This window comes from Pedobacter boryungensis (assembly GCF_013204825.1).
GTDB lineage: Bacteria > Bacteroidota > Bacteroidia > Sphingobacteriales > Sphingobacteriaceae > Pedobacter > Pedobacter boryungensis.
In genome coordinates, this window is sequence record NZ_JABMKV010000001.1 from 493,677 (window position 1) to 510,337 (window position 16,661).

12 protein-coding genes are annotated in these 16,661 nt (G+C 34.3%); all 12 read left to right on the forward strand.

Translation table 11 applies throughout. The features are described from left to right. The first annotated feature begins 86 nt into the window (after positions 1 to 86). The 12 genes from HQN85_RS02175 (at position 87) to HQN85_RS02230 (ending at position 16,659) form a co-directional block, all read left to right on the forward strand. Complete coding sequence (locus tag HQN85_RS02175; RefSeq protein ID WP_173268709.1) at positions 87 to 1,757, forward strand: glycoside hydrolase family 28 protein; 1,671 nt, start codon at positions 87 to 89, stop codon at positions 1,755 to 1,757. A gap of 1 nt (position 1,758) precedes the next feature. Beyond that, a complete protein-coding gene (locus HQN85_RS02180) occupies positions 1,759 to 3,693 on the forward strand; it encodes a glycoside hydrolase family 88 protein (protein ID WP_173268710.1) in 1,935 nt (644 codons plus the stop codon). Between the two features lies 1 nt (position 3,694). Continuing rightward, positions 3,695 to 4,732: a pectate lyase gene (gene pelA / locus HQN85_RS02185; protein WP_173268711.1), complete on the forward strand. Its 1,038-nt coding sequence runs from the start codon at positions 3,695 to 3,697 to the stop codon at positions 4,730 to 4,732. A 29-nt stretch (positions 4,733 to 4,761) separates the two neighbouring features. Further along, on the forward strand, positions 4,762 to 6,741 hold the full coding sequence (locus HQN85_RS02190; RefSeq protein ID WP_173268712.1) for an alpha/beta hydrolase family protein: 1,980 nt from the start codon (positions 4,762 to 4,764) through the stop codon (positions 6,739 to 6,741). A gap of 172 nt (positions 6,742 to 6,913) precedes the next feature. Then, positions 6,914 to 8,428 carry a tagaturonate reductase gene (locus HQN85_RS02195; RefSeq protein WP_173268713.1) on the forward strand — a complete coding sequence of 505 codons (1,515 nt, stop codon included), beginning with the start codon at positions 6,914 to 6,916 and terminating at the stop codon, positions 8,426 to 8,428. After that, positions 8,428 to 10,071, forward strand: a complete 1,644-nt coding sequence (locus HQN85_RS02200; RefSeq protein ID WP_173268714.1) for a UxaA family hydrolase — start codon at positions 8,428 to 8,430, stop codon at positions 10,069 to 10,071. Before HQN85_RS02195 ends, HQN85_RS02200 begins: the two co-directional genes overlap by 1 nt. A 91-nt stretch (positions 10,072 to 10,162) precedes the next feature. Beyond that, positions 10,163 to 10,993, forward strand: coding sequence for a 5-dehydro-4-deoxy-D-glucuronate isomerase (gene kduI / locus HQN85_RS02205; protein ID WP_173268715.1), 831 nt, complete (start codon positions 10,163 to 10,165; stop codon positions 10,991 to 10,993). A gap of 90 nt (positions 10,994 to 11,083) precedes the next feature. Then, entirely contained in the window at positions 11,084 to 11,896 is an 813-nt protein-coding gene (locus tag HQN85_RS02210) for an SDR family oxidoreductase (protein ID WP_173268716.1), read from the forward strand. Positions 11,897 to 11,966: 70 nt separating this feature from the next. Beyond that, a complete protein-coding gene (gene uxaC / locus HQN85_RS02215) occupies positions 11,967 to 13,367 on the forward strand; it encodes a glucuronate isomerase (RefSeq protein WP_173268717.1) in 1,401 nt (466 codons plus the stop codon). 1 nt (position 13,368) lies between these two features. Next, positions 13,369 to 14,385, forward strand: coding sequence for a sugar kinase (locus HQN85_RS02220; RefSeq protein WP_173268718.1), 1,017 nt, complete (start codon positions 13,369 to 13,371; stop codon positions 14,383 to 14,385). Further along, positions 14,378 to 15,043, forward strand: a complete 666-nt coding sequence (locus tag HQN85_RS02225; protein ID WP_173268719.1) for a bifunctional 4-hydroxy-2-oxoglutarate aldolase/2-dehydro-3-deoxy-phosphogluconate aldolase — start codon at positions 14,378 to 14,380, stop codon at positions 15,041 to 15,043. Before HQN85_RS02220 ends, HQN85_RS02225 begins: the two co-directional genes overlap by 8 nt. A 41-nt stretch (positions 15,044 to 15,084) precedes the next feature. After that, positions 15,085 to 16,659: an MFS transporter gene (locus tag HQN85_RS02230; RefSeq protein WP_173268720.1), complete on the forward strand. Its 1,575-nt coding sequence runs from the start codon at positions 15,085 to 15,087 to the stop codon at positions 16,657 to 16,659. The last annotated feature ends 2 nt before the right edge of the window (positions 16,660 to 16,661 follow it).

Consider the following 16,661-nt stretch of genomic DNA (forward strand, 5'->3'; position numbering starts at 1 on the left):
CAGTCATTTTGTTTCATTCCTGTTTAAAACTATGTAGACTTGTTAATATAAAGCTCCAAAAACCAATATAAATTGTAATTACAAACATGAAAAAAATAGCTTATACTATCGCTTTCTTCATATTTAATGCCTCTCTCTTTGCAAATGCCCAGTCTGGTGCTAAACCAAATTATTCATTTAGTAACCTTCCAGTTATTGCTAAAACTTCATTTAGAGCAGACACTATTACGATTGTAAAATATGGTGCTAAAAGCGATGGATTGACTTTAAATACGAAAGCTATTAACGAAGCTATTATTGCTTGTAATAGAAAAGGTGGTGGGGTGGTTGTTATTCCAAAAGGATTATGGTTAACTGGACCAATTGAGTTAAAAAGCAATGTAAATTTACATCTCCAAAAAAATGCAATTCTTCAGTTTACAAAAGATTTTGATCAATATCCATTAGTAGCTGGAAATTGGGAAGGATTGCCACAAATGCGAAATCAATCTCCTATATCTGCAAGTAAACAAGAAAACATTGCTATTACAGGTTATGGAATTATTGATGGTGGTGGAGATGCTTGGCGAATGGTTAAAAAAGATAAATTAACAGAAAGTCAATGGAAGAAATTAACAGCATCTGGTGGATTAACTAGTGAGGATAAAAAAACATGGTATCCTTCAGAAAAAACTTTTAAAGGTTCATCGTTAAAAAATCCAGGAGAAATTACTTCAGATAAAACACCTGATTTTTATGCATCAATTAAGGATTTTTTACGCCCCAATTTATTGGTATTTACTTCTTGCAAAAAAATATTATTAGAAGGAGTTACTTTTCAAAATTCGCCTGCTTGGAATCTTCATCCACTGATGTGTGAAGATTTAACGGTTAGAAATGTATATGTTAAAAATCCATGGTATGCACAAAATGGTGATGGAATTGATATAGAATCTTGTAAAAACGTATTAATTGAGGGGAGTACTTTTGATGTGGGAGATGATGGGATTTGTATTAAATCTGGTCGTGATGCTGCAGGTAGGAAACGTGGAATGCCAACCGAAAATGTAATTATCCGAAATAGTACAGTTTATCATGCCCATGGTGGATTTGTAATTGGAAGTGAAATGTCTGGAGGTGCAAGAAATATTTTCGTTTCAGATTGTTCATTTATTGGTACTGACATTGGACTTCGTTTTAAAACCACTCGTGGTAGAGGCGGTGTTGTTGAAAAAATCTTTGTTAAAAATATCAATATGAAAGATATTGTAGGGGAAGCAGTTTTGTTTGATATGTATTATGCAGCCGTAGATCCTGTTCCTTTAACTGGCGAAAAAAGAGACGCACCTAAAATTCAATTATTGCCAATAACTGAAGAAACTCCAGTATTTAAAGATTTCCACATTAGTAATTTAGTATGCGATGGCGCCACAAAAGCAGTCTTTATTAGAGGTTTGCCCGAATTGAGCATTAGCAATATTACCATTGATAATTTTAGCGTTAAAGCTACTGAGGGTATTGATATTCAGGAAGCTAAAAACGTAAGCTTAAGTAGAATAAATTTAGTGGTTGATAAAGCTAATCCATTAATTAATGTCCAAAATGGAAATAATATCAACTTTTCGACTATAAATTATAATACAGCACAATTGCTTTTCCGCATAAGCGGAGATAGAAATAGCGCTATTAAGTCATCTGGTTTAGACGTCTCGAAAGCGATAAATAAGACAGAATTTTTAGCTGGGGCAACAGAAACATCATTACAGATTAATAAATAGCATGAAAGCGTCCATTTTTAAATATTTAAGCATAGCAACTTTCTTAGGTCTAACTTTACATGTTAAGGCACAACAACCTTTATCGCAACAAATGGCAAGTACGGTAATGGAAATTTGGAAAGATTCATTAAATCTAGACCCAGCTAATCCAAAACCTGTAAAATGGGCATACGATCAAGGTGTAATTTTAGAAGGAATAAATGGCATTTGGAAAAGAACGGGAAATGGCGACTACTTTAAATACATGCAAAAAAGCATGGATTTTTTTGTAACTAAAGAAGGAACAATTAACCGCTATAAACAAGCAGACTATAATATTGATAATGTCAAAAATGGTCGTTCGCTGCTCACATTATATAAAGTAACTGGTCAGCAAAAATATTTTAAAGCTGCAACCTTATTGTGGGATCAATTACAACAACAACCCAGAACAAAAGAAGGAGGTTTTTGGCATAAGAAAGTTTATCCAAATCAGATGTGGTTAGATGGATTATATATGGGCGAACCATTTTATGCAGAATATGCCGCATTGATTAAAAATGAAAAAGCATTTGATGATATCGCAAACCAGTTTATATGGATGGAAAAAAATGCGAGAGATGCTAAAACAGGATTGCTTTACCACGGCTGGGATGAGTCTAAAACCGAACAATGGGCAAATAAAACAACAGGAAAATCACCTAATTTTTGGGCTAGAGCAATGGGCTGGTATGGAATGGCATTAGTTGATGTGTTAGATAATTTTCCAAAAAACCATCCTAAACGTGATGCTTTATTAGGTATTTTAAATCGTTATGCATTAGCTGTTCAAAAAGTACAAGATCCAAAATCGGGTTTATGGTACGATGTTTTAGATCAGCCAAATGGCAAAGGCAATTATCACGAAGCATCTGCAGCGAATATGTTTGTGTACACCTTTGCAAAAGCTGTGCGCATGGGTTATTTGCCTTCATCGTATTTCACAGTTGCAGCCAAAGGATATAAAGGCATTAAAACTGAATTTGTTGAACAAGCGTCTACAGGTAAAATCAATTTAAAAGGAACAGTGAATGTGTCTGGTTTAGGTGGTAAACCTTATCGTGATGGGAGTTATGCCTATTATTTAAGTGAAAAAGTAATTACAAATGATCCCAAAGGTGTTGGTGCATTTTTATTAGCGGCCAATGAAATGGAAATTGCTGCATTACCAAAACCTGGCTTAGGAAAAACCGTGACCTTAGATTCTTATTTCAATAATGAAACTAAACAAGATCAAAGCAATAATACAATTTCATGGCATTATAAATGGGATGAACTCGCGAATGGTGGTTTTTCTTTTTGGGGAGATCAATTCAATAATGCAGGTTTTAAAACTAATACCTTATATCAAGCACCAACAACGGCAAACTTAAAAAAATCATCTATTTATATTATTGTAGATCCAGATTTTGAAAAGGAAAATCCAAAACCAAATTTTGTAATAAGCGCACATATTAAAGCAATTACTGAGTGGGTAAAAGCAGGTGGGGTTTTAGTATTAATGGCAAACGATGCGCCAAATTGCGAGTTAGATCATTTTAATGAATTGGCCATAAAATTTGGTGTTCAATTTAATAAAGATAGTAAGGGAACAGTACCAGTACCTTCAAATTTTGAAACTGCAAAAGTTGTAGTTCCGCCAGGAAATCTAATTTTTAAAAATGCGACTAATCTTTTTATTAAAGAATACAGCAGTTTAAAACTTTCAGGCAATGCGAAATCAATTTTAAAAGATAAAGATGGAGATAATGTAATGTCGGTGACTAAGTTTGGCAAAGGTACAGTATATGCAATTGGCGACCCTTGGTTATATAATGAATATGTTGATGGTAGAAAATTACCATCAAGCTACGATAATTTAAAAGCAGCAGCTGATTTAATGAATTGGCTAGCAAAACAAACAAGCCAAAAGAAATAAGATGAAAAGATTAGTAACAATAATTTATACTTTTATTTGCCTGTGTTTGTTTTCATGCGCTTCAGCTCAAAATGCTACAAATGCAACTGTACAAACAGATTCACTAGCAGAGAAAATGTTGATCTATCAATTAAGTAATGGTGCTTGGCCAAAACAATTGGAAGATGGGAGTGTGGTAAAATATGAAACTCCAATAAGTGATGCATTAATGGCTAAAATTAAAGCCACAACAGATAAACATGCTACAATTGATAACAAAGCAACAAGTAGAGAAATCAATTTCTTAGTAAAAGCTTATAAAACCACAAACAACAAAAAATATTTACAAGCAGCAAAAAAAGGGATAGATTATTTATTAGAAGCTCAATATGCAAATGGTGGTTGGCCACAATATTATCCAGATAAAAGCATTTACAGAGCTGAAATAACATATAATGATGATGCAATTGTAAATGTGCTGAACATTATGCAAGATATCGCTACACAAACTAATGATTTTGATGTTGTTGACCAAAATTATAGAAGCAAAGCTGAAAATGCTGTTAAACGGGGAGTAGACTGTATTTTAAAAACTCAGGTTTTACAAAATGGCAAACCAACTATTTGGGCTGCACAATACGATCAAAATACATTGAGACCAGCTAAAGCTAGAAATTTTGAACCAGCATCTTTAAGTACATCAGAATCTGTAGGTATTGTTCGATTTTTAATGCGATTTAAAAATCCTTCAACAGAAATTAAAAATTCAATTACAAATGCAATCACTTGGTTTGAAGCAACAAAAATTACTGGTTACAAATTTGAAAAGTTTCCTGACGGAAGGGATAGAGGCTTAATTGCCGATCCAACTGCTGTAATTTGGGCTAGATTTTACGATTTTCAAACCAACAAACCCATATTTGGTGATCGAGATAATTCGATAAAAACTAACGTAGCAGACATCAGTTTCGAACGCAGAAATGGATATGCTTGGTACGGGGCATGGCCCAATAATCTAATAAACAAAGAATTTCCCAAATGGTTAAAAGCTAATCCGTAATTGTCATACAAAAATGCTAAGAATCGATCATGATTAAAAATTTAGCCATTTTCATTTTATTTCAATTTCTTATTTGTACTGCTTTTGCACAAAAATCAAATATACTCGACTGGAAAACAGATGTAAGTTTAAATACATATCTCGTTCAGCAAATGCATTTACAATACGATGCGAGGAAAGTAACATTTAATAAAGCTTTAACTTCCAAAACAAATACAATTGCGTATATCCAATCTGTAAAACAAAAAATTAAGGCAGTTATTGGGACCTTGCCTCAAAAAGCAAGTTTAAATCCACAAATAACTGGGACAATCCAAAAATCAGGTTATCGAATAGAGAAAATAGTCTACCAAAGTTTTAAAAATCATCACGTAACTACAAATTTGTATATCCCAGAAGGAAAAGGGAAATTTCCCACTGTTTTACTTTTTTGTGGACATGAAGATTTAGCGAAGGCTACAGAATCATATCAACAAACTGCTATTCTTTTTGCAAAAAATGGTTTCGTGGTATTTGTAATTGATCCCATTTCTCAAAGTGAGAGAGTTCAATTAACGGATCAAACTGGAAAAGCACTCACACGAGGTTCAACAACTGAGCATACCTTGTTGAATCTTTCATCGAACCTTTTGGGAACTTCTGTTGCTGCGTATGAATTATTGGATAATATATGCGGATTAGACTATTTGGAAACAAGATCAGAAGTTGATAATACCAAAATTGGCTGTATCGGAAATAGTGGTGGTGCCATGCAGGCGATTTATTTTGCAGGTTTTGATGATCGAGTGAAGATTATTGCTCCTTGTAGTTATTTGGCAAGTAGAGAACGAACTTTAGAGACAACTGGAGCAGCTGATGGTTGTGCGCAAATTCCAGGAGAAGGAAGTGCACAATTAGAAATGAGCGATTATTTAATAGCGGCTGCTCCCAAACCAATTTTAGTATTGGCAGGACGATATGATTTCATAGATTACACTGGCACACTGCAATCAGTAGATGAACTCAAGAAAGTTTATCAAAAATTAGAGTCACCAGAAAAGTTATCACTTTTTACGTTTGATGATGGACATGGAATTTCTAAGCCAAAGCGAGAAGCTGCAGTTCAATGGTTTAGAAAATGGTTTTATAACGATGCAAAGCCCATTCAGGAAGGAAATTTAGAGACTCTAACAGATAAGGATTTATTTGCTAGTACAGAAGGAAAAGTTAATATTAGCTATCCGGATGAAGTTAATATTCCCCAAAAAAATCTTCAAATGTTTAAAGAAAAAGCTGAGCAAAGAAGATTATTTGCACTAAAACCTCTAGCTGAAAAACAACAGAAAATCAGAAAATTGTTAGGGATACCATCAACTTCCGGAAAAATAGAAATAGAAAAAGTTGGAAAAGGAAAGATAGGTCATTTTGATACTAAGTTCGAGGAACTAATTCTTCGCAAAAGGGATGAAGTTCCCTTGCCAATGCGTATTTACTATCCTTCAGTTCATGCTAAGAAGATAAGAATTTGGGTAAGTGACGATACAAAAAAGAAAGACAGTATTATTTCTCAATCCTTATCCGATAAAAATGAAGAGATTATAATTGCTGTTGATCTTCGTGGAACTGGAGAAACCACAGATAAACCAGCACTAAATGATCCTAAATATTTCAATATCGAATATCGCAATGCGATGTTAGCCCTTCATATAAATAAACCTATTATTGGTCAACGAGTTACTGATATATTAAGTGTATTGGAATTTATTAATAATGATATAACATTGAAAGAATTGCCTATAGAAATCAATTCCATAGGATTAAACGGGTTGTCAGTTTTACATGCTGCATTTTTAAACTTCAGCATAGCTAAAATCAATTTATTTCAATGTATTTCATCCTATCAAGAGATTTTAAATCAACCATTGGCAAAAGATAGATATGGAGTTGTAGTTCACAATGTACTGAGCTATTATGACATCCCAGATTTGATAAATTGGATAGGGGAAGAAAAAGTAAAGTTCAATCCTTAAATAAACCATTTTTTTTGCAACGTTCTCGGGAACGATTGCGCAAATATTTGCGTTCAAATCAGGTTTTTACTAGCAATTAATAAGTATAATTGCTTTAACCAATATGCTTTGAAGGGTCATTACTGCCTTTTTGTGAGCAAATTTTAAAATTGAAAAGCAGTATTCATTAGAAATGATTTTATCTCAGGAAAATCTAAATTTAATCAATCCGAAAAACGTGATTGTACCTCAGGAGAGCACTTTCGAACTTCCAGAGAAGGTACTTCAGTTTGGAACAGGAGTGTTGTTACGAGGCTTGCCAGATTATTTCATTGATAAAGCAAATCGTCACGGAATTTTTAATGGTCGAATAGCTGTTGTAAAATCTACCAGTGGATCAACAAACGAATTTGATTCGCAAAATTCTTTATATACCCTTTGTGTACGCGGAATAGAAAATGGTCAATCCGTATCCGAAAATATTATTTCCTCAGCAATAAGTAGAGTTATCTCTGCTGAAGAAAATTGGGAAGAAATTTTAACTATTGCGAAATCAAAAGAGTTGAAACTTATTGTTTCAAATACGACAGAAGTAGGCATCACCCTTTTGAATGAAAGCATCGCTTTAAATCCACCAAATTCTTTTCCCGCAAAAGTTTTGGCCGTATTATATGAAAGATTTAAAGCATTTAACGGTTCAAAAGAAAGTGGTTTAATCATAATTGCCACAGAATTAATTCCAGATAACGGAATTAAATTAGCATCTATTGTATTACAGCTCGCACAGTTTAATCAGTTGGAACCTGGTTTTATCGCATGGATCGCTTCATCAAATACTTTTTGTAATTCATTAGTCGATAGAATTGTTCCTGGCAAACCAGATGCAGCAACATTAGCGAATTTACAAGGTGAATTAGGTTATACCGATAACTTACTCTCAATGACAGAGCCTTATCGTTTATGGGCAATTGAAGGAGATGAAAAAGTAGCAAACGTTTTAGATTTTGCAAAAATTGATTCGGGTGTTGTTATTGCAAAAGATATAGAAATATATAGAGAATTAAAAGTTCGTTTATTAAACGGAACACATACATTGACTTCTGGTCTTGCTTTCCTATCAGGTATTGATACGGTTAAAAAAGCAATGACTAATGAGCAGTTAAAAACGTACATTGAAGATTTAATGGCGATAGAAATTGGTCCCGCTATACCTTATGAAGTTACGGAAGATCAAACAACAGCTTTTGCAAATACTGTGAAAGATCGCTTTGCAAATCCTTCTATTGAGCATTTGTGGATTAATATCACTTTTCAATACACCATGAAAATGAAAATTCGCATCTTGCCTTTACTATTGAACTATTACAAATTATTTAATAGTGTTCCAGAACATATTGCCCTTGGTTTTGCTGCCTACCTAGTTTTCATGAAAGTTGATCATAGAGAAGGAAGTAAATTTTACGGATCATATCAGGGACTTGAATATCTTATTACAGATGATAATGCTAAATATTTTTACGATCAAATATCTACTAGTCATACAAATTATGTGACAAACGTACTTAATGATGTAAATTTTTGGGATACTGATTTAAGCCTGCTAACAGGATTTACAAAGTCTGTAAAAGAAAAATACAATAAGATAATTTCTGGTGAAATATCTCAAGTTTTAACAGAACTGAACATCTCAAAAATAAATGCAGTGTAATGAAGAATAAGGTTTTAAAAATTCATCCAAAAGATAATGTACTTATCGCATTAGCTGATTTAAGAGCTGGTGAGGTAATAAGTTATCAAGGTGAAACCTATACTTTAGTAGATGATATTCATGCAAAGCATAAATTTTATATAAAAGATATGAATGCTGGAGACGAAGTTTTCATGTATGGAACTTTAGTTGGCAAAACACAATACGCATTAAAAGCTGGTGCATTAATGACTGTTGAAAATCTAAAACATGCAGCAGCAGCTTACCAATACCGTCCGTATAATTATGAATGGCAAGCTCCAGATGTTTCGAAATTTGCAAACCGCACATTTAACGGATATCATCGCCAAAATGGCAAAGTTGGGACAGCAAACTATTGGTTATTTATTCCTACTGTTTTTTGTGAAAATCGCAATTTAGATGTTATTCGAGAAGCTTTACACAATGAATTAGGCTATGCCGTAACTGCAAAATATAAAGCATATACTCATCAACTTGTAGAAGCTTTTAAAAATGGAACTGATATTTCGACTTTCGAAGCATCGTTTTCTGTTGAAAATGAGAGAAACAATAGGGTCTTTAAAAATATAGATGGAATTAAATTTTTAAACCATCAAGGTGGATGCGGGGGAACTAGACAAGATGCAGCAATTTTAAGTAAATTATTAGCTGCTTATGCTGATCATCCAAATGTTGCAGGAATTACTGTGCTCAGTTTAGGTTGCCAGAATTTGCAAGTGCAAGATTTCCTTGCAGATTTAAAAGAAAGAAACCCAAGTTTCGATAAACCTTTATACATTTTCGAACAACAAAAATCGCAAAGCGAAGAAAATATGATTGCTGAGGCAATTAAGAAAACTTTTACAGGTTTAATTGAAGTAAATAAAATAGAAAGACAACCAGCGCCATTAAGTAAATTAAATATAGGAGTTAAATGTGGTGGTAGCGATGGTTTTAGTGGTATTTCTGCTAATCCAGCAGTAGGTTATTGTTCAGATTTATTGGTTGGCTTAGGGGCAACAGTTTTATTAGCAGAATTTCCCGAATTGTGTGGAGCAGAACAAAATATTATTGACCGAACTAAAGACGAAGCAGCAGCTCAGAAATTTATTAAGTTGATGAGTGCTTATAGTCAGTCTGCAGAAAACGCAGGTTCTGGGTTTGATATGAATCCATCTCCGGGTAATATAAAAGACGGCTTAATTACAGATGCTATAAAGAGCAACGGAGCCGCTAAAAAAGGTGGGACATCACCAATTGTAGATGTTTTAGATTATACTGAACCTTCCACAAAAAGTGGTTTAAACTTAGTTTGTACACCAGGCAATGATGTTGAAGCGACTACTGGTAAAGCTGCAAGCGGAGCAACGTTAATTTTATTTACCACAGGTTTAGGAACACCAACAGGAAATCCAATTTGCCCAGTAATTAAGGTAGCAACCAACAATTCCTTAACAAATCGCATGGGCGATATTATAGATATTAACACTGGGCCAGTAATTGAAGGTGAAAAAACCATTGAAGAAATGGGCGAAGATATTTTAGAATATTGCATTAAAGCAGCTAGTGGCGAAGTAATTCCCAAAGCTGTTTTACTAAATCAAGATGATTTTATTCCTTGGAAAAGAGGAGTATCTTTATAATATACAACCGTCATAGTGAGGACCGAAGTAATCTTAAACGATAGAAGGAACAATATTACTTTGTATCTCTCATGACGACAAACACAATAAAATGAAAATTATACAACACGTACACTCAGAAGATTTCAAGACTTACGGAACTGATAAAATCAGAGAAAGATTTTTGTTAGATGGGTTAAAAGAAAAAGACAAAGCCAATTTTGTGTATTCACACTACGATAGAATGGTGACTGGTTTAATAACACCAACCACAGAAGTTGTGCCTTTGGGTACATATGATATTTTACGTGCCGACTTCTTTTTGGAAAGAAGAGAAATGGGCGTAATTAATGTTGGAGTTGCAGGAACAATTGAAGCTGATGGAACGACTTACCACTTAGCAAAATTAGATTGTTTATATTTAGGTAAGGGCGTAAAAGATGTAAAGTTTAGTAGCAAGAATGCAAATGAACCAGCTGTGTTTTATATTTTATCAGCTCCAGCTCATGCAGCCTATCCTACAACATATTTGCAAAACGCCGATGCTTTTTCTGCGCAATTAGGAAGTGTAGAAACAGCAAACGAACGTAAAATTATGCGCTACATACATAAAGATGGAATTCAAAGTTGCCAATTGGTTATGGGTTTAACCATTCTTTCTACTGGTAGCGTTTGGAATACCATTCCGCCACATACGCACGATCGCCGAATGGAAGTTTATTTCTATTTTGATGTAGATGAAGAACATAGAGTTTTCCATTATATGGGCGAACCACAAGAAACCCGCCATATCATTGTAGCTAACCATGAAGCAATTTTATCTCCAACTTGGAGCATTCACGCTGGTAGCGGGACAAAAAATTACAGTTTTATTTGGGGTATGGCAGGCGAAAATCTTGACTATGCTGACATGGATACATTTGGAGTAAAAGAACTTAAATAAAGTCAATTAGTCTATTTCGTCATTGCGAGGAACGAAGCAATCTTAAAGCGAAATAAATAATTCACTTGTGCTAAAAATATTTAAATAATAATGGAACAATCATTTTCTTTAGAAGGTAAAGTAATCGTAGTAACTGGCGGAACGGGAATTTTAGGTAATTCATTTGTAAACGCAATTGTAGAAGCTGGTGGCGCAGTTGGCATTTTAGGTAGGAATGCTGAAATTGCTAATGAAAGAGCTGATGCTATTAATAAAAACGGTGGTAAAGCAATTGCTTTAATTGCTGATGCAATGGATGAAGCACAATTAATTGCTACAAGAGAAAAAGTTATTGCTGCTTTTGGTAAAATAGATGGATTAGTAAATGCAGCAGGTGGTAATATGCCTGATGGAGTTTTACAACCAGATGAAGACATTTTTAGCATGAAAATGGATGGTATGAAAAAAGTGTTAGACCTCAATTTATGGGGAACACTTATTCCAACTCAAATTTTTGGAGAGGCCATTGCTAAAACAGGAAGAGGAAGTATTGTAAATATTTCTTCTATGAATTCAAAAAAGGCAGTAACCAAAGTATTGGGTTATAATATGGGTAAAGCTGCGGTAGATTGCTATACACAATGGTTTGCGGTAGAATTAGCAAATCGTTATGGTGACAAAATTAGAATGAATGCGTTAGCGCCGGGCTTTTTCTTAACCGAACAAAACCGTAATTTATTAACTACACCAGATGGTTTTACCTCTCGTGGACAATCAGTAATTAAACAAACTCCATTTAAACGTTTTGGAGATCCAGATGAATTAAAAGGTGCTCTAGTTTGGTTATTGAGCGATGCATCACAATTTGTAACTGGCGCTATGATTTGCGTAGACGGTGGTTTCTCAATTTTTAGTGGAGTATAAAATTAAATTAACCACATAGATAACATAGTGAGATTTTCTATGTGCCTATGTGGTAAAAAAAATATAGAGTGTGAAAAACTTTTTAGACGAGAACTTTTTACTGCAAACCAAAACAGCACAAACGCTGTATCATCAGTTTGCTAAGCAGATGCCAATAATTGATTACCATAATCATTTAATGCCTGATCAAATTGCCGAAGACAAAAATTTTGATAATATAACTCAGGTGTGGTTGTATGGTGATCATTATAAGTGGAGAGCGATGCGTGCAAATGGCGTTGATGAATATTTTATTACAGGAGCAGCATCAGATTGGGAAAAATTCGAGAAATGGGCAGAAACAGTTCCGTATACTTTAAGAAATCCACTTTATCATTGGACGCACTTAGAATTACAACGTTATTTCGATATTCATGAAGTTTTATCTTCCGCAAATGCGAAAAAAATATACGATGAGTGTAATGCCAAATTACAAACTAAAGAATATAGTGTACAAGGTTTATTGCGTAAAATGAACGTGAAAACGCTATGTACTACAGACGATCCGCTCGATAATCTTGAATTTCATCAGCAAATAAAAAATAGTGGCATCGATTTAAGAGTTCTTCCCGCATTTAGACCGGATAAAGCGATGAATGCTGATGATGTTGCAGGTTTAAATGCCTACATTAATAAATTAGAAAGCTTAATAGGATCAAAAATTACAGATTACGATACATATTTATCAGCGTTAAAGTCTCGTCATGATTACTTTGCAGCCAATGGTGCATCTGTTTCTGACCACGGATTAGAACAAATTTATGCTGAAGATTATACTGAAGAAGAAGTAAAAAATATCTTCCTTAAAATAAGAAATAATGAAGCGATTAGCCTAACAGATAATTTAAAATTTAAATCGGCCATGCTTTTCAATTTTGCCTTATGGGATCACGAAAAAGGTTGGGTTCAGCAATTTCACCTTGGTGCGTTAAGAAACAATAACGATCGTTTATTAGCGTCATTAGGGCCAGATACAGGTTTCGATTCAATTGGAGATTTCCCACAAGGAAAATCCTTAGCGAAGTTTTTAAACAAATTGGATTTGAACAACAAATTGGCAAAAACAATTTTATATAATTTAAATCCAGCCGATAACGAGCTAATGGCAACCATGATCGGGAATTATCAAGATGGAACAGTTGCTGGCAAAGTGCAGTGGGGTTCTGGATGGTGGTTTTTAGATCAAAAAGATGGAATGATTAAGCAAATCAATACACTATCTAATATGGGTTTGTTAAGTCAGTTTGTAGGCATGCTCACCGATTCTAGAAGTTTCCTTTCTTTTCCTCGTCACGAATATTTTAGACGTATTTTATGCGATTTATTTGGTACAGATGTCGAAAATGGAGAATTACCGTATGATGAAGCATGGCTGGGAAAAATAATTCAAGATATCTGTTATAATAACGCTAAAAACTATTTCAATTTCTAATATGGGCAAAGTTTTAAGTTTTGGTGAACTACTATTGCGTATCAGTCCAGACGGAGATGGTGAATGGCTTGCAGAAAATAAACTACCTTTTTACATTGGTGGAGCAGAACTAAATGTAGCTACAGCATTGGCATTATGGGATATTCCTTCAGCTTATTTTACAGCCTTGCCACAGAATTTCATGTCAGAGCAAATCATAGGTTATATGGATTCTGCCAATATCGAAACTTCTAAAATTCATCATGGAGGCGATAGAATAGGTTTATATTATTTGCCAAAAGGAAAAGACTTAAAAAATGCAGGCGTAATTTACGATAGAGCAAACTCTGCTTTTGCAATGTTGCAAACTGGAACTATCAACTGGGATAAAGTTTTGGACGGAATTACTTGGTTTCATTTTAGCGCTATTTGTCCAGCATTAAATCAGGCAGCTGCCGATGTTTGCTTAGAAGCAGTTAAAGCAGCAAGTGCAAAAGGAATTACTATATCTATCGATTTAAACTACCGAGCTAAATTATGGCAATATGGTAAACAACCATCAGAAATTATTCCTCAATTAGCTCAATACTGCGATTTGATTATGGGTAATATTTGGGCTGCAGAAAAAATGTTGAGCATTAGTTTGCCAGAGTTTATTCACAAAACAAGCGACAAAAATGTTTACTTAGAACAAGCAAAGGCTACTTCTCAACAAATAATTAAAAATTATCCAAAATGTAAATCGGTTGCAAATACATTTAGGTTCGATTATAAACAAGGGATAAAATATTACACCACACTGTATACAGAAAACGAACTTACCGTCTCGAAAGAATATGCTTCAGAAAAAATACTTGATAAAGTAGGTAGTGGAGATTGTTTTATGGCAGGATTGATTTATGGATTTTATCACGGTAACAGCCCATCAGAAACCCTAAACTTCGCTACTGCAGCAGCATTTAATAAATTATTTATACCAAGCGATTGTACAACAGCAACAGTTGCAGAGGTTAAAAAAACATTAGCAGAAAATGACTAAGAATAAAGAAACTACAATAGCAGCCATCAAAAATCAAGGGATGTTGCCCCTTTTTTATTACGACGATGCACAGGTAAGTTTGGATATTGTCCGCACATTATACCGTGCAGGCATTCGAGTTTTCGAATACACAAATAGGGGTAAAGCTGCGCTCGAAAATTTTAAGTTTTTAAAAGAAGCGTTAAAAACCGAAATGCAAGATTTATTCCTAGGCGTTGGAACAATTAAAAATATAGCAGAAGTAAAAGCTTTTTTAAATGCAGGTGCCGATTTCATTGTTTGTCCCGTAGTCGACATAGAAGTTGGTAAACTAACGCACGATGCTGGTTTATTATGGATTCCAGGATGTATGACACCTACAGAAATTAATGTTGCTCACCAATTTGGAGCAGGGATTATCAAACTATTTCCGGCTAACATTTTAGGCGCAGAATATTTGTTATCCATAAAGGAACTTTTTCAGGGACAATTATTTGTGCCAACTGGCGGAGTAGAAATTGAAGAAAACAATATAGATACCTGGTTTAAAGCAGGCGTTTGCGCAGTAGGGATGGGGAGTAAATTAGTAAGTAAGAAAATACTAGAAAATAAAGGTTATGATGAACTGTATTCGCTAACCACGAAAGCATTCGAAATCATAAATAAAGTTAAACCATAAAATAAAAAACACACTAATCAACCAATTATAAACCTAAAATTATGAACCAAGTTAAAATTGGCAATTACAGATGGACAATATGCGCCCTTTTGTTTTTTGCAACAACAGTAAACTACCTCGATAGGCAAGTACTTAGTTTACTAAAACCCACTTTAGAAGAGCAATTTGGATGGTCAAATAGTGATTATGCGGATATAGCGGCTATTTTTCAATTTACCTATGCAATTTCCATGCTTTTTGCTGGTCGTTTTGTAGATAAATTAGGTACAAAATGGGGCTACGGAATTGCCATCATTATTTGGTCAATCGGTGCAATAATACATGCATATTCTATTTCAATTGGTACCGGCCTTGCATTCATTTTAACAACATTTGGTTTATCTGCTTTGCCTGTATCTATACTTGGTTTTATGTTTTCCCGAGCTGTTTTGGCAATTGGTGAAGCAGGTAACTTTCCAGCAGCTATTAAAGCCACAGCAGAATATCACCCTAAAAAAGAACGTTCATTAGCAACAGGAATTTTTAATTCTGGAGCAAATATTGGGGCGGTTTTAGCTCCGCTAACTGTGCCTTGGATTGCCGAACATTGGGGCTGGGAAAAAGCTTTTGAATTAGTTGGTGCAATTGGATTTTTATGGTTATTCTTTTGGTTATATTTTTATGAATCTCCAGAAAAACAAAAGAGATTATCAGCTGCCGAATTGGCCTATATTAATAGTGATGAAGATGAAATTGCTGATAAAGCAAACTCAGAAAAAGTATCATGGTTTAAGTTATTAACCTACAAACAAACTTGGGCCTTTACTTTTGGTAAATTCATGACAGATGGTGTATGGTGGTTTTTCTTATTCTGGTTGCCTGGTTACTTAAAAGATCAATATGGAATGACAGGCTCAGATATTGTACTGCCATTAGCTGTTTTATATAGCATGACAATGATTGGAAGTATCGGTGGCGGTTGGTTTCCTAAATACTTTGCAGATAAAGGGTATGCTGTATATGATGGAAGAATGAAAGCTATGCTCATCATAGCACTTTTCCCTTTGGTAGTATTGTTGGCACAACCTCTAGGTCACTATTCTTTTTGGGTTCCTGTTATTTTAATAGGTATTGGTACTTCAGCACACCAAGCATGGTCAGCAAATATTTTTACTACAGTTTCAGATATGTTCCCTAAAAGAGCAATAGGCTCTGTAGTAGGTATAGGCGGTATGGCTGGAGGTATAGGTGGTGTTTTAGTCACCAAAGTTGGCGGTTGGATTTTTGATAGCTACGCACACAAAGGGATTTCAGAATCGTTCAGCAAATTCAACGAATTAGGTAATAATGTATTTGTTAACCAAATTACATCAATGGATTTAGCTAGTAAATATGGCGATAAAATAAATCTCAATATAATGGCTTTAAGTAAACTACCAGTTGAAGTAGCAGATAAATTAAAATCCATTGATTCAAATTTATTCAATCAACTCTCAGAAATTCAAAAGCCATTAGTTCAATCAAATATGACAGTTGCATATACCATTATGTTCGCATTTTGTGCTGTTGCCTACTTAGTTGCATGGGTTGTAATGAAATCATTAGTTCCTAAATACAAAAAAATCACCGACCTATAGTT